Source organism: Rhizobium sp. SJZ105, from assembly GCF_007828365.1.
Lineage (GTDB): Bacteria > Pseudomonadota > Alphaproteobacteria > Rhizobiales > Rhizobiaceae > Agrobacterium > Agrobacterium tumefaciens.
This window is the reverse complement of record NZ_VIUP01000017.1, coordinates 24,826-45,124: the sequence shown is the minus strand read 5'-3', so window position 1 is coordinate 45,124 and position 20,299 is coordinate 24,826. Positions and strand designations below refer to the sequence as shown.

At 54.2% G+C, this 20,299-nt stretch carries 16 protein-coding genes; 8 read left to right on the top strand and 8 right to left on the bottom strand.

What is annotated here, in order from left to right:
- Nucleotides 1-30 precede the first annotated feature (30 nt).
- The 6 genes from FB593_RS25360 to FB593_RS25335 all read right to left on the bottom strand — a co-directional run bounded on the left by FB593_RS25360 (nucleotide 31) and on the right by FB593_RS25335 (nucleotide 7,338).
- Nucleotides 31-993, bottom strand: coding sequence for a TorF family putative porin (locus FB593_RS25360; protein ID WP_145167275.1), 963 nt, complete (start codon nucleotides 991-993; stop codon nucleotides 31-33).
- A 312-nt stretch (nucleotides 994-1,305) separates the two neighbouring features.
- Nucleotides 1,306-2,709: a helix-turn-helix domain-containing protein gene (locus FB593_RS25355; RefSeq protein WP_145167274.1), complete on the bottom strand. Its 1,404-nt coding sequence runs from the start codon at nucleotides 2,707-2,709 to the stop codon at nucleotides 1,306-1,308.
- 132 nt (nucleotides 2,710-2,841) lie between these two features.
- Entirely contained in the window at nucleotides 2,842-4,152 is a 1,311-nt protein-coding gene (locus tag FB593_RS25350; protein WP_321186327.1) for an aspartate aminotransferase family protein, read from the bottom strand.
- 25 nt (nucleotides 4,153-4,177) lie between these two features.
- Entirely contained in the window at nucleotides 4,178-5,587 is a 1,410-nt protein-coding gene (locus FB593_RS25345) for an aldehyde dehydrogenase family protein (RefSeq protein WP_186447977.1), read from the bottom strand.
- Between the two features lie 55 nt (nucleotides 5,588-5,642).
- The gene (locus tag FB593_RS25340; protein ID WP_145167273.1) at nucleotides 5,643-6,263 is read right to left on the bottom strand and encodes a TetR/AcrR family transcriptional regulator; all 621 of its coding nucleotides are present in this window, start codon (nucleotides 6,261-6,263) and stop codon (nucleotides 5,643-5,645) included.
- A gap of 124 nt (nucleotides 6,264-6,387) precedes the next feature.
- Nucleotides 6,388-7,338 (bottom strand): phosphotransferase, encoded by a 951-nt coding sequence (locus FB593_RS25335; RefSeq protein ID WP_186447976.1) that lies wholly within the window; start codon nucleotides 7,336-7,338, stop codon nucleotides 6,388-6,390.
- 302 nt (nucleotides 7,339-7,640) lie between these two features.
- Between FB593_RS25335 and FB593_RS25330 the strand changes: the two genes are divergently transcribed.
- The 7 genes from FB593_RS25330 to FB593_RS25300 all read left to right on the top strand — a co-directional run bounded on the left by FB593_RS25330 (nucleotide 7,641) and on the right by FB593_RS25300 (nucleotide 16,937).
- Nucleotides 7,641-10,091 (top strand): GcvT family protein, encoded by a 2,451-nt coding sequence (locus FB593_RS25330; RefSeq protein WP_145167271.1) that lies wholly within the window; start codon nucleotides 7,641-7,643, stop codon nucleotides 10,089-10,091.
- Nucleotides 10,092-10,163: 72 nt separating this feature from the next.
- Nucleotides 10,164-10,913 (top strand): electron transfer flavoprotein subunit beta/FixA family protein, encoded by a 750-nt coding sequence (locus FB593_RS25325; protein WP_145167270.1) that lies wholly within the window; start codon nucleotides 10,164-10,166, stop codon nucleotides 10,911-10,913.
- A gap of 12 nt (nucleotides 10,914-10,925) precedes the next feature.
- Complete coding sequence (locus FB593_RS25320; protein ID WP_145167269.1) at nucleotides 10,926-11,858, top strand: electron transfer flavoprotein subunit alpha/FixB family protein; 933 nt, start codon at nucleotides 10,926-10,928, stop codon at nucleotides 11,856-11,858.
- 47 nt (nucleotides 11,859-11,905) lie between these two features.
- Complete coding sequence (gene purU / locus FB593_RS25315; RefSeq protein WP_145167268.1) at nucleotides 11,906-12,790, top strand: formyltetrahydrofolate deformylase; 885 nt, start codon at nucleotides 11,906-11,908, stop codon at nucleotides 12,788-12,790.
- Nucleotides 12,791-12,793: 3 nt separating this feature from the next.
- On the top strand, nucleotides 12,794-13,687 hold the full coding sequence (gene folD, locus FB593_RS25310) for a bifunctional methylenetetrahydrofolate dehydrogenase/methenyltetrahydrofolate cyclohydrolase FolD (protein ID WP_145167267.1): 894 nt from the start codon (nucleotides 12,794-12,796) through the stop codon (nucleotides 13,685-13,687).
- Nucleotides 13,688-13,779: 92 nt separating this feature from the next.
- A complete protein-coding gene (locus FB593_RS25305; protein WP_145167266.1) occupies nucleotides 13,780-15,186 on the top strand; it encodes an aldehyde dehydrogenase family protein in 1,407 nt (468 codons plus the stop codon).
- Nucleotides 15,187-15,284: 98 nt separating this feature from the next.
- Entirely contained in the window at nucleotides 15,285-16,937 is a 1,653-nt protein-coding gene (locus FB593_RS25300) for an electron transfer flavoprotein-ubiquinone oxidoreductase (RefSeq protein WP_145167265.1), read from the top strand.
- Between the two features lie 285 nt (nucleotides 16,938-17,222).
- Here FB593_RS25300 and FB593_RS25295 read toward each other — a convergent pair whose 3' ends face one another.
- Nucleotides 17,223-17,582: a cupin domain-containing protein gene (locus FB593_RS25295; RefSeq protein ID WP_145167264.1), complete on the bottom strand. Its 360-nt coding sequence runs from the start codon at nucleotides 17,580-17,582 to the stop codon at nucleotides 17,223-17,225.
- A gap of 162 nt (nucleotides 17,583-17,744) precedes the next feature.
- Entirely contained in the window at nucleotides 17,745-19,163 is a 1,419-nt protein-coding gene (locus FB593_RS25290) for a flavin monoamine oxidase family protein (RefSeq protein WP_145167263.1), read from the bottom strand.
- 237 nt (nucleotides 19,164-19,400) lie between these two features.
- Between FB593_RS25290 and FB593_RS25285 the strand changes: the two genes are divergently transcribed.
- Entirely contained in the window at nucleotides 19,401-20,129 is a 729-nt protein-coding gene (locus tag FB593_RS25285; RefSeq protein ID WP_186447975.1) for a TetR/AcrR family transcriptional regulator, read from the top strand.
- The last annotated feature ends 170 nt before the right edge of the window (nucleotides 20,130-20,299 follow it).

Here is a 20,299-nt window from a genome sequence, read left to right as displayed (position 1 = left end):
AAGCGGTACGCCTGGAATTACTGCCTGATCTTACATATCGAAAGAAAGGGTGAGTGCAAATCGGTCACCGCAGGCGTTCGTCATCGACGTCACAGTAAAGCATTTGCCGGTCGAACCATTATCCAATGTGCTGCCCCAATAACGGAAGTCAAGGGTAGCGCTTTTATAAGTAATACCCAGTCCGATGTTCCAGACTGTGAAATCGGGTAAATCAATATCCGGTATGGAAGCACTTTTAAGATCGGTTGTGCCGAGCTTCTGTCGTCCGATTTCTCCAGAAGCGAACCAGGACGTATCTTCGAGTTGTAGAAGTGGGGGCAGAATCAGTTTGGCGTTTGCGGAAATGTAGGTCTCCGAAGCGCCAGTTCCCACGTAGTCAGGGGAGTAAGCAAGCGTACCGCCAATGGAAAGTGCCTCGTTTATTGCGAAGGTTGGTTTCGCTGCAAACTCCCACATATCCATATCTGTCGCTGGTAGTCCGCCGCCGAGCGCCCCGACGCCGATTTGTCCGGGATACGTATAATATGTTGCTCCGACATCCATGGTCAGGCCGTCCCACGTGTGGCGGACACCTGCGAAATAATCAAGTTCCGCTGCGGGGTCGGACAAACCCCAAGGGGATGATGGAAAGCTTACACTCGAAAGAAAAAACCCCCCGTAGAACCAATCGAAGGCTCGGCCCTCTACATAACCTTGGACCGCTGGCTTCCCGTCGCTTTGAGTTTGCCCACGGAACATGTAGTCTGTCGTAAATTTGACCCCGTATCCTACGCTGAAAGGGGAGGGAGTCTCAGGTACCTTGTTCTCTGCATTCGCATTGGCAACGTCCGCTGCAAGACTTTGTTCGGGAACAGAAATGTAAAGCGCGGAAACCAGACACGCGCCGACAGACATCCGGCAAAGTTTGGAGGCCGAGAACGGCTTTCGCCAGGCTGCGCCTTTCCCCAAACTTACGTCGGTGTGCGAACGATTAATTGCTGCTGTATCGTACAATTTGAGCCCCTCATCTTATGATTGATTGGCGTCGGTGAATAATATTCTCCTGCGCTCAAAGTACATTTTCTCCTGAACCATGTTGTGTCAATGAAATATGCATCATTCGAAATCTATAAAATGTGACTAAGTAATTAAATTACAAAACAATTTCTGTAATTATGTAAATATTTACAAACCATGGTATTTTTATAGCAAAATTCGCTTTGAATGAGATGATATTCATACTCAGGACAAAGTAACGAGTTGCGATATTGGCTAGGGCTGGCGATCGATGACGGAGCTTGACGAGGTAGCTAACTCTCAACTTTGTCAGTTTGTTGGGTAGAAGGATGATGGCATCGTCTGATTCGCTGAGGCTGGCAAAAGCTGATGTCCAATTGGGGGCTCAGACCTCGCAGCGCACTCTTTCCTTTGACAGAGCCGACAGCAGACCCCTATCGGCGTAGCGGCGGTCGGTACAGATCGGTCAGAAAAATAAACGGATTGCTTGGCGTACCTTGCTTCACAAACGAGAGCTACAGCGTGGCGAGTACGCGGCCTATTGTAGGCGCCTCCACCGCGGGTGACTGTACGTGCGATGGAAAAGAAGCGCCTCTCCTCATCAATCTCCAGCCATTGAGTGACAACACTGTCCGGGAAGGAAAATGCGTCGTGAATGTTCCAAAGCGGACAAGTGCCGCCATGGCGGGAAACTGGAAATATGTCTGTATTAATGCACTTCGAAACGGTGCCTGCTTTATCCACCCGCATGAAAAAAAACGGAACACGTTCCTTGCCGGGTCTCTGGAGCGTTGTGAGCCTGTGCGCAGTTTGTTCAAAATTTGTGCCGAACTGCACCGAAAGCGCCTCCACATCATAACGCCTCTCGTCTGTTGCTACGGCGAACTCCGCGTAAGGCATCAAAAGCGCGGTTGCGAAGTAAGCAGTTAACGCCTTTATTCCCCGGCGAATTGTTGTCTGGCTATCAAAACTCGCCTCTGCGAGCGCTTCGTGGATAAGGTGCTCCACTTCCAAAGTGGCCAATTGACACGCGAGTTCGAAGTTTCGGCCCGCAACGTCAAGAGTATCGCTGAGCATTATCTCCTTTTGTCCCACATCAAGGTGGTGGTTGGACCCGGCTAGATTGGTCGAACAGGTCCGTCTTATCTCGAGACCGTGGCGCGACTTAATGTACTGCTGAAGCCCCCCTGCTTGCCTTATGGTTGCCGACAAACGTTCTGCCGCCTCGTCCAGTCGAGGAAAGTAGTTTCGTTTTGCGGAAATAAAGTCCTGAACAGCCAAGACGGGATCAGCAACATTATAAAACTGCTCTGATGAGCAATTGTGCAATCCATCGGCCGAGGGATATATTTTGTCCCTATAAGCGTTGTGGAGACGAACGAGCGCCTCCGCGAGATTGGGGAAATTTCGGGTCACGTCGACAACTTCCAGATTGTCGACGTTTAGATCGTTGAGAATTGGATCTTGAAATACATAACGTAACTGGTCGAAAACTTCGTCGCCAATGCTACTGGAGAAGCTAGAAAAATCGATCTTGTAAACGCGGGCCAACCTCAGGAGGATATCTGCGGTTACGGGACGTTGGTTCCGCTCCATTAATGCAATGTAGGATGGCGAGATCTCAAGATCGCGCGCCATTTGCACCTGGGTGAGACCGCGCTCACGTCGCAGGTGTCGCAGGCGCGAACCTAGATAGATAGCCGGCTCTTTCATGCTCAACCACCCTTGCCAATGCCGACGGTGTGCGGCGTCTATCGAACGGATGCCTCAAGTCAGTCGGGCATACAACGAACTGTCACATGCAAACAGAAGAATTCTTGCGCTACGAGCGCTCTGCCCACAATTTCAGAGGCGGCCCAGAACATGGTCCATAACCTCGAAAAGATAGTCCGCGTTTGACTGAGAAAACGGCATCGGAGGTCGGATTTTAAAAAGGTTTTCCTTCCTTCCAATCAAACCCATTATGACGCCATTTTCCCGCATCAGATTAGTGGCTCGCTTTGCGAGCTTCGGATCGGCCTCCAGGCGCTCACCGGGGCGGATGAATTCGGCTCCAAAGAAAAGCCCAGCACCACGAATGTCTCCAAGGAAGCCAAATTTCCTGGCAAGCGCGCGCATTTTGTTTTTTGAATAGACGCCAACCGACCGTGCGTTCTCGATCAGCCTCTCACGTTCAATCACGTCAAGAACTGCCAGCCCCGCCGCACATGAAACGGGATTTCCTCCAAAGGTGTTGAAATAGAGGTTTTTGGTTCTGAAGGCGTGCATGATCTCGGAAGTCGTGACGACACCTCCGATGGGATGGCCGTTGCCCATAGGCTTGCCCATCGTTGCAATGTCCGGCACGAAGCCCGAATATTGGTGGCCCCACATTCCGGCGCCGGTGCGACCGAAGCCTGCTTGCACTTCGTCCGCAATGACGACGCCTCCGGCGGCTCTAACCTTTGTCGCGATGCTTTCCAGGAAGCCCGCAGGTAGATCCGGAAAGCCTTCATTGGCGAAGATCGGGCAGAGCAAGATAGCTGCTACACCGTGGCCAGCATCCTGCAGAGAAGCAATTGCGGCATCGAGATGCTGAAGCACGCGGGTTGCCATGTCTTCTTTGCTGACTTCCCCTGGCTGTAGATGGTAGCTATCTGGGGCGGGGATTGTTCTAAGAAAGGTGCTGAAGCCATCTTCGCGCGGTAGAAGGGTGGCTAGTTCCATTACGGCGGTCGTATTTCCGTGGTAGGTAAAGTCAGTAACGATAATGCCGTGATTGCCCGTGGCGGTACGCGCCATTCTGAGTGCGACGTCGTTCGCTTCACTTCCTGTGCACGTGAAGAGAATGGTAGAAAGCGAACGGTGATATGTTGCAGTCAGGCGCTCAGCGTAGTCCAGAATGGTATCATGCAGATAGCGGGTGTGCGTATTGAGCGTAGATGCTTGCCGAGTGATGGCATCAACAACGTGCGGGTGGCAATGTCCGACGTGCGGTACATTATTGTAGGCATCAAGATATCTCCGGCCGTTCGCGTCGTAGAGCCACACCCCTTCGCCGCGAACGAAATGGACCGGTTCCTCGTAGAATGTAGGATTATTCGGTCCGAGCAGACGTTCTCTTCTCGCCATCATCAACTGTGTCCTCGACGATGTCATGTTCTGGAAAGCATTCATTTTTGACCTCAACAGGGACAGGCAGTTATGAAAAGATGACTTGAATGTCGGTAAACTCGTTCAACCCTTCGGTTGAAAATTCAACACCGTAGCCGGAAGTTTTCGTGCCGCCGAAGGGCACATTTGGTTGAATCGCGCCATGCTTGTTGATCCAAACGGACCCGCACTCTAGCCGGGACGCGACTTCAGCGGCCTTTTGAAGGTCACGCGACCAGACAGAACCGCCCAGACCGTTAGGGTTGTCGTTCGCCATCGCTATCGCTTCATCGACATCGCGATACTTGATGATCGGCAGTACCGGACCGAACTGCTCCTCGTCGACCAGACGCGTGCCGTTCTCAAGGTCTGCGACCAGCGTGATCGGATAGAAATATCCGGGGCCCTTGCGGTTGTTTTCGCCGCCAACCAGGATCCTGCCACCGTCGAGCTTTGCCTGCTCGACAAGTTCAACGATCTTGTCGAGTTGTCGCTTGTTCTGCACAGGTCCAAGCAGGTTTTCTTCCAGGAGCCCATCGCCAACCGGAACCCGCTTGGCGAGATCAGCTAGCTTAGTGCAGACGTCATCGTAAACGGATTCGTGGACATAAAGCCGCTTCAGAGCCGCGCAAGTCTGACCGCCGTTGAGAAACGCACCCCAAAACAGGTTCTCGACAATCTGCTCCGGAATGACGTCTGGCAAAACGATTCCTGCGTCGTTGCCACCCATCTCCAGCGTCAGGCGCTTCATGGTGGCAGCGGCGGTCTTCATGATCTTCTGGCCTGTGGCACAGGATCCCGTGAAAACAATTTTCCGAATTGACTTATGGGAGGAGATTGCCGCCCCGAGATGATCCTCGCCCGCAATGCAGTTGACCACACCGGGGGGAAGTACCTCGTTGATAAGCTCAACTAGTCTCAGCGTTGAGAGGGGCGTGAAAGGCGACGGTTTGATGACAACTGTGTTACCCGTTCGTATCGCTGGCAGAATATGCCAGATAGCAGTGAGAACGGGATAATTCCAAGGGGTAATGGATCCCACAACGCCAAGCGGCTTGCGCAAAAGCTCAATTTTACCGTCGCTGTTGTCTTGCAGGACTTCGATCGGGGTGTCTAGTGTTGCCGTGTGACGGGCCCACACTACGGCGCCACCGACCTCCCAACGGGAACCATTCCCACTAAGTGGCTTACCTTGTTCACGGGTAATGAGTTGTGCAAGTTCTTCAGCGTTGTCCTCGATTTTCTGCGCGACTGCTCGACACGCATTAGCTCGCTGTTCGGAAGTCAACTTGCTCCACGTTTCAAAAGCGTCTTCAGCGGCTTTTACAGCGAGATCCAGATGTTCGACGGTCGCTTTCGGGGCCATCCCGACAACGCCGGCAGATGCAGGATTCCTGACTTCCATATGCGTATACGTCGGCACGGTCTTACCGGCAATTATCAAAGCATAGGTCTTCAATGTGATTGTCCTTCAATACAACCGATGCAAACGCACGTCGAGGCGGCACGACCGGCTATTGCGTTTCCAAAATTTTCTCAGCCGCGATCGAAGAAACAATTCTTCGCAACGCGGCAATGAGAGACTCTTTTTTCCCCGGTTCTTCGCTGACGATCCTGGCCGCCTCTCGCATAGAACCCACAATCAATTCAGCCAAAGCGGTGCATTGTTCCTCGCTGGCGGAATCCCCAAGTGTTTCCTTGAGATCCGACGCAACGAAGATGATGAATTGCTTTGAAGCGAGACCCACCACAGGCGTGAGAACAGGCCGCAACTCGGGGCTGAGAACGCTGTAGAACCGACCGTAAGTCGGAACTTCAGAAAGCTTCAGCAACGCTTCCGCCATCGCCACGATCCGCTTACCCGGATCAGAGCTTTTTGCCCGGACCTCTTTGGTTGTCTTCAACAGCCGTCCGGTAATGTCGGCGTATATCTCGCGATAGATGTCATTGAGTCCGTCGGGAAAATAGACATAGACAGTACCTTTCGAGATGCCGCCGAGCTCCGCGATCTTGTCGATCGAAGTTCCCGCGAAACCATCATCGTTGAAGACTTCCAACGTTGCGTCTAGGATTTCCTGCCTCGTTCGAAGCTTGTTTCTCTCCCGCAGCGACAGCCGTTCTGAACTTTTTGCCATGGATGCACCCTTTTCGAATTCGAATTGAATCGTACAGATAGTTCACTAATCGTACGTTCATACAAAAATCCGCCCTGCAAATGCAAATATCGAACTGCGTTGCCTTGCGGGGTGCGAACCCAGACTATCTTTCGACTTGCGACAGGAAGCCGCCGAAAGCGTTGCTGCCAATACGGCCAACTATGCGACCCCAGATATCTCTCATGAACCCGGTGTAATCGTAATCGTCGTTCATGTCCGCGGCAGCTAACGCTACTGCGAAAAGCGAAAACTGGTGGTGATCAGCTGCGACAGACAGCAGTTCCGTTCTGGCTCTCAGCTTTGGATCAAACTGACCGAAATAGGACTCGATCAACTTGTCGACCTGCTTCGGGTTAAACCCTTCAAATGTGGCAATCAGCCCAAGATCATAGCAGCGGTCGCTATTGCCTGAGAGATCATAGTCGATAAACCGGATTGTACCGTCGGCCTGGCGTAGGATGTTGGCACTGTAGAGGTCATTGTGGCTCGGAACGAAGTCGCGTGGTCGAAGATCTAGAGCTTTTTCGATGCGGTTGATCGTTTTACGAATTTCTTTGTAATCATCGGGCAATGCCACTCCCTTTCGCTCAGCAGACGCCAAGATCACGCGTGCCTCGGCGAAGGGGTTGAAATCCCGCTTAAAACACATGCCGCTGTCGTGCAGGCTCCGTGCGCGTTTCGCTACAAGATGAAGCATGTCAGGATCTTTCACATCCACCGGTGTTCCTGGAAGAAATTCCAGAAGAATGCCAAGAGGATCGTCAACGATCGCAATGACGGGTGCCCCGATGCCAAATTTCCCTGCCTCGACAGTGTTAAGTAAAGGCACTGCGCTCGGTGGGATGACGCCCAGCCCTTCCCAATCACAGTTCCAAAGTTTCAGAACTGCCTGATTGTTGTTGCCATTGGTAATAATGAAGTTTTTGTGCGCGCCGCCACCTGAAATCCAGCTCCAGGTTGCCTTGCCGTCGTCCCAGCCAGGTACCTTCGAAAGCGCGCTTGCGACGCGCTCGGCGAAAGCTGAAATTTCTTGAACATTGTTGTCTGTAGACATTGTTCTAGTTCCCATTGTTTTTTTTCTGCGTGTTTTCGAGACGACAGCTATTCGATCAAGTCTCCTGTCCTGTCGCTCCCCAGTCTATCGCGCACCGCCAGTCTCTCATTTCTCGAAGTTAATCGATAGGCGTTTACACGGTTTAAAATTCATGTCATAAACTGAATTCATAGTCAATAAACGAACTATGAGTTCAGAAAAAGAGCTCCACTGTCGAAATGAGGGGAAGTCATCGGCACTTAAAATTGGCCGCCCAAGGGCCAAGCCGATGCTCTGCGTCCCTGCTGTGAAAAGGGAAAACAATGGCGACCGAAATTCCTAAAGATGCGCAAGTGGTAATTATCGGCGGCGGGGTGCATGGCTGCTCTGTTGCGTATCACCTTGCCAAACAAGGTTGGACCGATGTGGTCCTGCTTGAGCGTAAGCAATTGACCAGTGGTACGACATGGCATGCAGCCGGCCTCGTCGGTCGTCTGCGCGGCGATGCTCTTTCAACCGAGTTTGCGTCCTATGGCACCGAAATCATCGAAGAGTTGGAGCGAGAAACCGGCCAGACCACTGGCTTTCGCCAGACCGGCTCGGTCACTGTCGCACGGCATCCCGACCGTATGCGCCAGCTCCGCAGGCAAGTTGATTATGCGCGCATTTTCAATATTGAGGCCTACGAAATAGGCTTGGACGAGATTCAGGAGCGGTACCCTCTCGTAAGCCTCGACGGCATCGTGGGCGGCACCTGGATCCCGAGCAACGGCTCCATCAACCCTGTGGACCTAACCAATGCGCTGGCAAAGGGCGCTCGTGGTCGCGGCGTAAAGATATTCGAAAACACTAAAGTCGAAGAGATCGTCGTCGAAGGTGGTCGTGTCACCGGGGTTCGCACCGACAAGGGCGAGATTCGGTGCGAAGCGGTCGTCAATACATCGGGAATGTGGGCACGTGAACTGGGTCGACGCAATAACGTCGAGATCCCTCTACACGCCTGCGCTCATTATTACCTCGTCACGGAAGCCATTCCCGATCTTCCGAAGAACCTTCCGGTGTTGCGCTCGTATGACGATGCGACATACTTCAAGGAAGACGCAGGAAAGCTTCTGGTTGGCTTTGGTCACAGGATCGTTGTGCCTTACGGGGAAACTGGCATTCCGGAAGACTTCAGCTTTGATTCGCTCCCCTTCGTTGAAGAGCACGTCATGGACGTCATGGAAGAGGCTCTTGAGCGCGTTCCGGTCTTGCAGTCTGTTGGTATCCGCACCTTCTTCAATGGTCCCGAAAGCTTCACGCACGATGGCCGCGCAACGATCGGCGAGGCGCCGAACGTTAAAGGCTATTTCATCCTGGCCGGTGTGAACTCCACAGGGATACAGTGCGGGGCCGGTGCAGGTCGGGCCCTTGCCGAATGGATTATAAACGGCCGTCCAATGCGTGATCTTAGCGCAGTCGATCCTGCCCGAATGGAAGCATTCCAGTCCGGCGATCTTTACCTACAGCAGAGAGCGCCGGAGACTTTGGCGCTTTCCTACGCATTGCATTATCCGCATCAGCAGCGCGAAACTGCCAGAAACATCCGCAGAACGCCTCTACATCACGCGCTCAAGGCTCAGGGTGCCTACTTCGGTGAATCGCTGGGGTGGGAGCGCCCAGCTTGGTACGGTCCTGCGGGATCCGATCCGAAGCCGGAACACTCCTTTGGAAGGACAAAATCTTTCGAGTATTCCTTGGCCGAGCAGAAGGCAGCACGTGAAGCCGTCGCTATTATCGACTACTCGCCGATGGGCAAGACCGAGGTCGAGGGCAAGGACGCCGAGGCATTCCTCCAGCGTCTGTGCACAAACAACATGGCCGTCGCACCCGGGAGACTCGCCTATACCCTCATGCTGAACGAAGCAGGCGGTGTGGAAAGCGATATGACCGTGGGGCGAATGTCGGCTGAACGCTTCATTGTGACCAGCGCGACCGGCCGTCGGCGGCGGGACCTTAATCGTCTTCTGGCCCACATCCGTCCGGGCGAGGATGTGCGGGTTCGCGACGTGACGACCGCCTCTGCAGCACTTTCCATCATGGGGCCGAACTCCCGCGCGCTGCTCTCCGAACTGTCTGGCGCGGATCTGTCAAATGAGGCGTTTCCGTTCAACTCGGCCAAGACAATCCGCATCGGCTATGCAGAGGTCTGGATTCAGCGTCTCTCGTATAGCGGCGAACTAGGCTACGAAATCTACATGTCGCCGGATGTTGCCGAGCATGTGTTCGAGACGATCATTGCGCTTCAGGGCAAGTACGGCATCAAGCTGCTTGGAACCGAAGCTCTGAACGCTCTGCGTATCGACAAAGGTTATCTCCACTGGGGTACTGATATGGCTTACATGGAATCGCCACATCAGCTTGGTGTCGATTTCCTCTGCAAGACGAAGAAGGAGATCCCCTTCATCGGACGCGATGCATACGTTGCGCGCAAGAGCGAAGCCAAGGGTCCGTATCTTTATTCGATCATGCTCAACGATCCGGAACCAATGTTGTTCGGACGCGAGCCTGTGCTGCGCAACGGCGAGGTCGTGGGTTCGATCACCAGTGCGGCCTATAGCTATATATTCGGCAAGGCAACGGCGCTTGGGTTGCTCGATTTCCAGAACGGCCCGGTTGATAGCTCCTATGTCAATGCGACCGAGTTCCAGGTACTTGTCGAAGGCAGTGCGGTCAGCGCCACTGTGAGCAAGCGCGCCTTCTACGATCCCGAGAACAAGAAAGTCATGTCGTAAAATTCAGCGCGGCATGGCGCTCGATGATCAGTTCCATGCCGCCGCGATCCGCTATTTTGGAAGGATCCTCCATTGAAAGTTCTTGTGCCTGTAAAGCGCGTCGTTGATTACAACGTGAAAATCCGCGTCCATGCTGATGGTTCCGGTGTTGATCTTGCAAACGTGAAGATGTCGATGAACCCGTTTGACGAAATCTCCGTCGAAGCTGCGGTTCGCCTTAAAGAAGAGGGAAAGGCCGAAGAGATAGTCGTCGTTTCGATCGGCCCCGCAAAATCTGAGGAAACGCTTCGTACGGCTTTGGCGATGGGCGCAGACCGCGCGGTTCTCATCGAGACTGACGAAGTTGTCGAGCCGCTCGCCGTCGCAAAGCTGCTGAAAGCGATTGCCGACGCAGAGAAACCTGGTCTGATCATTGTCGGGAAGCAGGCTATCGACGATGACTCTAACCAGACAGGTCAGATGCTGGCTGCCTTGTTGGGAGCCGCACAAGCTACCTTCGCTTCGAAGATCGAAGTGGAAGGCGCCGCTGCCAAGGTCACTCGGGAAGTGGACGGGGGCCTGCAAACGATCGAGGTCAAGCTCCCTGCCGTAGTCACGACGGATCTTCGCCTCAATGAGCCGCGATACGCACCGCTGCCCAATATCATGAAGGCCAAGAAGAAGCCGCTCGAGAAGAAATCCCCGGCGGACTTCGGAGTTGATCTCGTCCCACGCATTAAAGTCTTGAAGACGGAAGAGCCGAGCGGCCGCAAGTCCGGCATCAAGGTCAAAAGCGTTGCCGAGCTTGTGGAAAAGCTCAAAACCGAAGCCGGCGTTCTGTAAGGAGATTACAACATGGCCATTCTTCTTTTGGCAGATCACGATAACGCAACTGTTTCCGACCAGACAGCCAAGGCGCTGACTGCAGCCCTGGCGATCGCTCCTGATGTGCATGTGCTAGTTGCAGGCACGGGCGCACGGGCAGCCGCTGATCAGGCCGCGCAGCTTTCAGGGGTTTCGAAGGTTTTGCTAGCCGACGACGCATGTTTTGCCGGGAATTTGGCAGAGCCAATTGCAGATGTCATTGTCTCGCTTGCCTCATCGTATGATGCGATCGTTTCGGCCGCGACCTCAGTCGGCAAAAACGTGCTACCGCGTGTCGCTGCATTGCTAGACGTTGCACAGATCTCTGAAGTCATTGAGGTGGTTGCCCCCGACACGTTCAAGCGTCCCATCTACGCTGGCAACGCCATCCAGACAGTTCAATCCACCGATGCGATAAAGGTCCTCACAGTCCGAAGCGCAGCATTTCTCCCTGCCTCCCAAGGCCCAGCTGCTGCCGTCGAGCTCGTCTCGGCGGCAGCTTTTTCCTCCTCCATATCCACCTTCGTTAGCGATGCTCTTTCGTCTTCGGAGCGGCCGGATCTCACGTCAGCCAAGATTGTCATATCGGGCGGTCGAGCGCTTGGTTCGTCGGAGAAATTCCAAGAGGTGATTCTTCCTGTCGCTGACAAGCTTGGTGCAGCGGTCGGCGCATCACGCGCGGCCGTTGATGCCGGCTATGCGCCGAACGATTGGCAGGTTGGTCAGACTGGCAAGGTGGTCGCGCCGCAGCTTTACATCGCGTGCGGAATTTCCGGAGCCATTCAGCACCTGGCAGGCATGAAAGATTCGAAAGTCATCGTGGCCATTAACAAGGATGAGGACGCGCCGATCTTCCAAGTCGCCGATTACGGCCTCGTTGCAGATCTATTTGAAGCCTTACCCGATCTCGAGAAGGCACTGTGACGGTCACATAGCAGTACGTTCGTAGCACCTTGAAGTAAGAGATAATCATGAAATCCCACGTTTTAACAATAACTTGCACGTCAAAGCGCGGTATAGTAGCTGCGATAACGACTTATCTGGCCGAACTCGGGTGCAATATCGTAGATTCGTCGCAATTTGACGACTTGGAGACAGGTCTCTTTTTTATGCGTCTAACCTTTCTCTCGCAGGAAGGCGCGGCTGGAAAAGACATCATCTCCGGCTTTGCCGACGTGGCGAAGCCATTCGATATGACTTATCGATTCCATGATAGCGATGAGCGGATGAAGGTTTTGCTCATGGTGTCGCGTTTCGGACACTGCCTCAACGACCTTCTCTATCGCTGGCAGATCGGCGCCCTGCCGATCGATATCGTCGGGGTGGTATCCAATCACTTTGATTATCAGAAAGTCGTGGTCAATCATGACATTCCATTCCACCACATTCCCGTAACGAAGGCCAACAAGCCTGAGGCGGAAGCCCGCATCATGGACGTGGTCGAGCAGACAGGAACCGAACTCATCGTTCTCGCACGCTACATGCAGATCCTTTCGGATCAGATGTGCCAGAAGATGTCTGGGAAAATAATTAACATCCATCACTCCTTCTTGCCGAGCTTCAAGGGGGCCAATCCGTACAAGCAAGCTTATCAGCGGGGCGTGAAGCTGATTGGTGCGACTGCTCACTACGTGACGGCCGAACTCGATGAAGGCCCGATCATCGAACAGGATGTAGCGAGGATTACCCACGCCCAGTCGGCGGATGATTACGTGTCAATCGGTCGCGACGTGGAGAGCCAAGTTCTCGCGCGCGCGGTTCATGCTCATATTCATCACCGAACCTTCCTCAATGGAAACAAGACCATCGTGTTCCCGGCCAGTCCAGGTTCGTACAAGTCCGAAAGAATGGGTTGAGGAATGACGGCTATCGTTATAGACGGCAAACAGACTGCTGCGTCCATTATCGCAATTGTGAAATCCGCGGCTGTCGGCTTGGAGAGCGATGCCAAGGTTAAGCCAGGGCTTGCGGTGGTCATCGTTGGCGACGATCCGGCAAGTCATACCTATGTCACCTCGAAGAGCCGGATGGCGAGCGAATGTGGATTCAATTCCATTCAGCATACATTACCGGAGAAGGTCACGCAGGAAGAGCTTTCGCGCCTCGTTGAGACGCTGAACCAAGATATCAGCATTCACGGTATCCTCGTCCAATTGCCGTTGCCAAAGCACCTTGATCCTGAGCCCATAATTCAGTCGATCCGTCCACAAAAGGACGTGGACGGTTTGCACGTCGTCAATGCGGGAAAAGTTGCGACAGGTGATCTCGATGGGGGGCTGGTATCCTGCACGCCTGCAGGGGCGATGGTATTCGTTCGTCGCATTCATGGCGATGACCTTTCCGGCCTCAACGCGGTCGTCATCGGAAGATCGAACCTTTTCGGAAAGCCGATGTCGGCGCTGCTCCTCGCGGCGAATGCGACGGTCACGACCGCTCATTCTCGCACGAGGGACTTGCCATCGGTTTGCCGTAACGCTGACATCCTAGTCGCCGCTGTGGGAAGACCTGAGATGGTAAAGGCGGATTGGGTAAAGCCGGGTGCGACGATCATTGATGTCGGGATTAATCGTACATTCGTGTCGGAAGGCAAGTCTCGTTTGGTGGGCGATGTCGCCTTCGCCGAATGTGGTGAAGTGGCCGGAGCGATAACGCCGGTTCCCGGCGGCGTCGGACCCATGACTATTGCAATGCTTATGGCGAACACTGTGATCGCCGCCTATCGGGCCGAGAGCAGGACTCCGCCGAAGTTCTAGTGCGGTATGCAGGCCACATCTGAGAACCATCGCGAACACGCGATGAGTAGCGGGGGGAGTGAAAGATGAGATCCAATCGAAAGAAGAGTGTCATGAAGCAGTATCAAGCTACTATTGGCGGGAAGTCGGTTTCTGCGGATTCAGACTTCACGGTCCTGAATCCGGCAAATGGGAAAGAGGTTGGTCGCGCTCCGAACATGGGGCAGAAGGAGCTCGATGCTGCTGTGTCTGCTGCAAAGGCCGCCTTTATCTCTTGGTCGTCTCAAAGCGACGCTGCTCTGCAGACGGCTTGCGCGGCTGTGGCGGAGAAGATCGAGGCGCATTCAGCGGAGCTTGCCGAACTCATCACGCTCGAGCAGGGCAAGCCGCTGAACGGTATGGGCTCGCGTTGGGAAATGGGAGGAGCGGTCGCCTGGGCGGGTTATACATCCGGCCTGTCGTTGCCGCTAAAGGTACTGCAGGACAATGAGCAGGGCAGGGTTGAACTGCACCGAAAGCCGCTCGGTGTGGTTGGTTCCATCACGCCTTGGAACTTCCCTGTGATGATTGCGGTCTGGCATATGCTTCCGGCCCTTCGCACGGGCAACACCGTCGTCATCAAACCATCACCTTTCACGCCGCTTTCGACCCTGCGGCTCGTTGAGATCATGAATGAGGTGCTTCCGGCGGGCGTGGTCAATGTGGTGACGGGTGACGACCAACGCTTCAATCTGGGAGGCGCGATGTCGTCGCATCCGGATATCCGCAAGATCGTCTTTACCGGATCCTGCGCGACCGGCCAGAAGGTTATGCAATCTGCAGCAGAAACGATGAAACGCCTAACGCTCGAGCTTGGCGGCAATGATGCAGGCATCGTGCTTGCGGATTCAGATCCAGAAAAGATCGCCGAAGGACTGTTTTGGGGTGCCTTCCTCAACAATGGCCAGACCTGCGCCGCCATGAAGCGACTTTACGTTCACGACTCCATCCACGATGCAGTGTGTGACGCGCTTGTGGCCTATGCTAAGAACATTCCGGTCGGTGACGGTCTGGATGAGAAAAGCATGTTGGGTCCCATCCAGAACCGCATGCAGTTCGATAAAGTCGCCAGGCTTGTGACGGATGCGAAGGGGCGTGGCAAGGTTCTGCTTGGAGGCGAGCCAGGCGAGGGTCTGTTCTTTCCGCCGACGATCGTCTCCGGACTTAGCAATGGCGACGCACTTGTGGATGAGGAGCAGTTCGGACCGGTGCTGCCGATCATTCGCTACCACGACGTGGAAGAGGTGATCCGGCTGGCCAATGACAGCCCGAATGGCCTTGGTGGCTCGGTCTGGTCTTCTGATAAGGCAACGGCGCGCGAGGTCGCAAGTCGGCTTGAATGCGGCTCGGTCTGGATCAACAAGCACGGGGCCATCCAGCCCAACGCCCCCTTCGGCGGCGTTAAGGCATCTGGCATAGGTGTCGAGTTCTCCGAAGAAGGTCTCGCCGAATATACCGATATACAGGTCGTCTTCGTCTGAAATAGGAAAACTGCCACCGCCATCTTGTGCTGCCACGTATTGGCGAGCGCAAGACATCGCCAAGGAGCAGGTGTAAACGAGACATAAAGGGAGAAAATATGGAACTGCCGGAACGCGAAGCGATGGAATTCGACGTTGTGATCGTCGGTGCGGGTCCTGCGGGCCTTGCCGCCGCGATCCGTCTGAAGCAGGTCGAGCCGGAGCTTTCGGTCGTCGTTCTGGAAAAGGGTGCTGAAGTCGGCGCGCATATTCTCTCAGGTGCCGTGGTTGATCCCATCGGCATCGACCGGCTTCTGCCCGGCTGGCGTGAGGAAGAGGGGCATCCCTTCAAGACCGAGGTCAAGGACGACCATTTCATGTTCTTAGGCCCTGCGGGCTCCATCCGTCTGCCAAACTTCATGATGCCGCCGCTCATGAACAATCACGGCAATTACATCGTCTCGCTTGGGCTGGTCTGTCGCTGGCTGGCGGAAAAGGCGGAAGCGCTCGGCGTCGAGATCTATCCGGGCTTTGCCGCCACCGAAGTGCTTTATAATGAAGAAGGCGCAGTGATCGGTGTCGCCACCGGCGATATGGGCATCGAGAAGAACGGTGAACCCGGCCCCGCCTTCACGCGCGGCATGGAGCTGCATGGCAAATATGTGCTGATCGGCGAAGGCGTGCGCGGTTTGCTCGCCAAGCAGCTGATTTCCAGGTTTGACCTTTCGAAAGATCGCGAACCGCAGAAATTCGGCATCGGCATCAAGGAACTCTGGCAGGTCAAGCCGGAACACCACAAACAGGGCCTCGTGCAGCACTCCTTCGGCTGGCCGCTCGGTTTCAAGACCGGCGGCGGCTCGTTCCTCTATCATCTGGAGGACAATCTCGTCGCCGTCGGCTTCGTGGTGCATCTCAATTACAAGAACCCCTATCTTTATCCTTTCGAGGAATTCCAGCGCTTCAAGACGCATCCGGCCATCCGCGACACTTTCGAGGGCGGCAAGCGCATTTCCTATGGCGCGCGCGCGATTACCGAGGGCGGTTACCAGTCGGTGCCGAAGCTGACTTTCCCCGGCGGCGCGCTGATCGGCTGTTCTGCCGGTTTCGTCAATGTGCCGCGCATCAAGGGCAGCCATAATGCGGTGTTGTCGGGCATGCTGGCGGCGGAAAAGATCGCCGCGGCTATTTCCGCCGGTCGCGCCCATGATGAAGTGGCCGAGATCGAGGCGGAATGGCGCGACGGCGATATCGGCAAGGACCTGAAGCGTGTGCGCAACGTCAAGCCGCTGTGGTCGAAGTTCGGCACGCTTGTTGGCGTCGGCCTTGGCGGTCTCGACATGTGGACCAACCAGCTGTTCGGTTTCTCCGTTTTCGGCACGCTGAAACACGGCAAGACGGATGCGCAGAGCCTTGAGCCGGCCTCCAAACACAAGCCGATCGCCTATCCGAAACCGGACGGCGTTTTGACCTTCGACCGGCTGTCATCGGTGTTCCTGTCCTCCACCAACCATGAGGAAGACCAGCCGGTGCATCTTCAGGTGAAGGATATGGACTTGCAGAAGCGTTCCGAACACGACGTCTATGCCGGTCCCTCGACACGATATTGTCCTGCCGGCGTTTATGAGTGGGTGGAGAAGGACGGCGAGGAGGTCTACGTGATCAACGCGCAGAACTGCGTGCACTGCAAGACCTGCGATATCAAGGATCCGAACCAGAACATCAACTGGGTGCCGCCACAGGGTGGCGAAGGGCCGGTTTACGCCAACATGTGAGGGTACTAACAGGCCCGCCGGTGCAAGCAAGGAAAATTTGAAATTTGTTGGAGGCAGCTGGTTCTACCGCGCAATAGTGTCTGATTTCCTGCATCTTTGAATCTCTGCTTCATCGAAGGCAAATAAGCGCGGCAACTCTAAAGAAATACCAAGACCGAGGTTGCGTCGATTTAGCCGCAACAGTCGCAACTACAGGGTCGTAATGCGGCGAGTGTGCCTGTCACACTCGCAGGGCTGCCGTTGGCAATCTCGCACAATTTGGTCTCTCACGAAGAGGCCACCACTCTACTCCATGTTAAGCAAGAAAGCTTTGCGAAAGGGTTCGGTGACGTCCCAATGCGTTTCCGATCCCTTCTCGATGATCCAACCGTCACCCACGCCGAAGGTGGTCTTGTTCCCGGTGCTTATGTCCGTGATCGTTACGCTACCCTCAAGAACGAAAGCATGTTCCGTGAAAGACCATTTGATTATTGCCGACGCCGGTTGCTGAACGAATTCGCCACCGACAAGATTGCCGCTGGTGAAGTTAATGCGGCTTTGAGCCTTGAAATCATTGCTGATATCCCGCGCGCCATTTTGCACAGGATCAAACGGTATCCAATCCTGTCCGTTGCTGGAGTCCTTGAGATAGGCGACAACACTCATATTAAATCTCCCGTTTTTGGATTGTTAGATTACTTACTGTTCTGTCGATTGAACGACGAGGCCAACGATGCTGATCCTCAGCATAAAGTCCGGTCACAAGCTGAGCGCTCCGATAAGGGCTTCGAGGGAGAGAATTGCCACGAACTTCATGGCCTGTTCCGCTCATGCCTTCTTCAATTCGGAGATCACCGTGCGTGCGACGTGATTGCCACGTTCAATGGCGCCATCTATGAAACCTCGCCAACCGTTAGCACTGTCGGCGCTCGCAAAGTGAACAAAGCCCTCCGACGCCTGAAGTGCGGCAAGAGCGTTAGTAAACTGGCCCTTTTTATAAAAGCACCAAGTCCCTTGGATGTATTCATCCTCAGCCCACTGAAAGCCGTCGACGTCGATGACGCTCGCACCGGGAATGAACTTCTGAATGTATGGAGTAAGAACGGCTGGATCCAACAGGTCGATTTCAGTAGGGCTCGCAAGGGCGACCATGATCGTCTTGTCGTCCTCGGTGTACTCCATCCAGAACATGCTGATCGGAAACGGATACGGAGCGGATGCCAGGAACTTACCGACGTTCTTGTCGATGGTGAAATAGAATTTCAGGCCAGCTCCCGTGTGTCTTTCTTTTGACGCTGTTATCTTTGCGGACATCAAAGGTGGGTGGAACTCTACGTTATGCAGAGTGTTGAGTGGCACCGTGCAAATCACGCGTCTAGCGCGGTATGTAGCCCCACCTTCGACAGTCACTTCGACGCAATCGGCAGATTGTATGATCTTTTTCACGGGCGAGGAAACCTTCACATCGGGTTTTCCATCTGCGATCAGCCGGTCTATCAAGCCAGCCGTTCCCTCGCGGATCTTGTAGTGCCCGCATCGATCCCAAAGAAGGCCGACATTAAAATCCCCAAGCGAGTACCACTTGAGCATGTCAACGAAACCAGCCAAGGATGGGTCATTATTGCAGCATGTCGCAACCCACGAATTGAGAAGCGCCTTTTCTTCTGCCGTAGCGTCCAGCGAATCGATCCGGTCGACGCATGTCATCCCGTCATATTGTTTCCAGGTATCTGTATCGAACGGAGAGTGAGCCTGCGGGAAGATTGTTGCGCCGCCCATACCATCTACGTTGCAGAACTTCTGCATCGCTCCGACGAATATTTCGAGATAGATGTCTGACGTTTCGGTTCTGACCTTGCCATCGACCATCCACGCTACCGTATCAGGAACTGCGCCAGCGCTCTCCTTCACGCCCAGTCCATATCGGTTCATTTCCGCCCAAACATTTGGTTGGCACCAGTGAACCCAAGTCCCACCGAATTCAGCGGGATGGCCATTGTACTCGCCAGTGTGAGTGCGTCCGCCCACGATCGTCCTGGCTTCCAGGATAACTGTGTTCAACCCGGCATTTCCGAGTTCACGAGCAGCGGTACATCCGGCAAAGCCGCCGCCAATAACAATCACATCAATATCGCTCTCCTGTCCGTCTGCCGCTATGGTTGATGCGAGAGTAGAAATTGCCGGAGCGAAAGTGCCCCCTGATTTGGTGGGTTCGGGTCGAGTAGTTGGGGTGTTGGGCTTCATCATCAGGGTTCCTCCTCCTGGTTATGGGCGCTTCGGACCTATCTGTGTCCGCACTCCATTGGCTTGCCCGCACGAAGGCTCCGGCTGTGTCCGAGACACAGTCGCTCCTCCAGAGCAAACGCATTTAGCATTGCTGACTGAGCCGATATAAAGCAGAATAGGTCATCTGACCTATAGACAGGATTAGGTCAGTTGACCTTTTTGTCAACATAATTTTTGCCGATCGCTAGAGGAATGAGCATGAACGTTGGACGAACCACAGAAATACGGAAAACTCTAGACTCCCACGGCCCCAATAAAACGATCCGGGAGATCGTCGCGCCTGGTGGCTTGAATGGCGACGAGAGTATTTATTTCGGCGCGTCTGTGACAACCCTGAAGGGGCGAGAGCGAGTTACACAGATCCTGGAGTCAGCTCTTGAAGTCATCGTCGACGAGGGGTTTGAAGGGATGAGCTTGCGTTCAGTCGCGCGCAAGACTGGTATCACGATTGGCAACCTGCAACACTACTATGGTACTCACGAAGGTTTGTTGCAGGCAGTGACACGATATATTCTTTATCACTATTTCGTTGAGTACGATCGATTGGCCGAGCTCTACAACGGAAACACTGAAAAGCAGTTTGAAGAAACGATTCGTTTTCTTATCGATGATTGCAAAACCGAAAGAACGAATGCTGTGTTTTTCAGCTTATGGGCGATGTCGCAACGCAGCGATTTCGTTTCCGAGATGATGGACCTAATGTATACAGACCACCGTAGATCACTGGAAAAACAGCTGATAGCGATCAACCCGGAGATGTCGCCGGAACGCGTACCAAAGATTGCCGCTCTTATCGCCGTTCAAATCGAAGGACTGATGCTTTTGATTTCAGCCGGTCGACCCAAGCACGCTGAACTCCAGGGGATTGAGGAGGAATGCATGCGGCAGATAATGCGGATAGCTCACCAGACAGATGAACCGATTTAACAAGGCAACAAGGTCTTTTGGTGCCAGGCCTCACGCTGTCAGCAGCCGAAGAATGAGCGAAGGTCATCCACGAGCAATCGCCGCCACGTACGAACATGGCGGCGAAGGCTGCAACGCGACTTGCGCTGAATTGCTACAAATATATTTCCGTCCTTTGATGCCGCCAGTGT

Coding starts and splice junctions, on each gene's coding strand:
- FB593_RS25295 (WP_145167264.1), bottom strand. CDS start 17,582: ATGAGTGTTGTCGCCTATCTCAAGGACTCCAGCAACGGACAGGATTGG.
- folD (WP_145167267.1), top strand. CDS start 12,794: ATGACGGCTATCGTTATAGACGGCAAACAGACTGCTGCGTCCATTATC.
- FB593_RS25335 (WP_186447976.1), bottom strand. CDS start 7,338: ATGTCTACAGACAACAATGTTCAAGAAATTTCAGCTTTCGCCGAGCGC.
- FB593_RS25305 (WP_145167266.1), top strand. CDS start 13,780: ATGAAGCAGTATCAAGCTACTATTGGCGGGAAGTCGGTTTCTGCGGAT.
- FB593_RS25350 (WP_321186327.1), bottom strand. CDS start 4,152: ATGAATGCTTTCCAGAACATGACATCGTCGAGGACACAGTTGATGATG.
- FB593_RS25300 (WP_145167265.1), top strand. CDS start 15,285: ATGGAACTGCCGGAACGCGAAGCGATGGAATTCGACGTTGTGATCGTC.
- FB593_RS25340 (WP_145167273.1), bottom strand. CDS start 6,263: ATGGCAAAAAGTTCAGAACGGCTGTCGCTGCGGGAGAGAAACAAGCTT.
- FB593_RS25330 (WP_145167271.1), top strand. CDS start 7,641: ATGGCGACCGAAATTCCTAAAGATGCGCAAGTGGTAATTATCGGCGGC.
- purU (WP_145167268.1), top strand. CDS start 11,906: ATGAAATCCCACGTTTTAACAATAACTTGCACGTCAAAGCGCGGTATA.
- FB593_RS25320 (WP_145167269.1), top strand. CDS start 10,926: ATGGCCATTCTTCTTTTGGCAGATCACGATAACGCAACTGTTTCCGAC.
- FB593_RS25355 (WP_145167274.1), bottom strand. CDS start 2,709: ATGAAAGAGCCGGCTATCTATCTAGGTTCGCGCCTGCGACACCTGCGA.
- FB593_RS25285 (WP_186447975.1), top strand. CDS start 19,401: ATGAACGTTGGACGAACCACAGAAATACGGAAAACTCTAGACTCCCAC.
- FB593_RS25290 (WP_145167263.1), bottom strand. CDS start 19,163: ATGATGAAGCCCAACACCCCAACTACTCGACCCGAACCCACCAAATCA.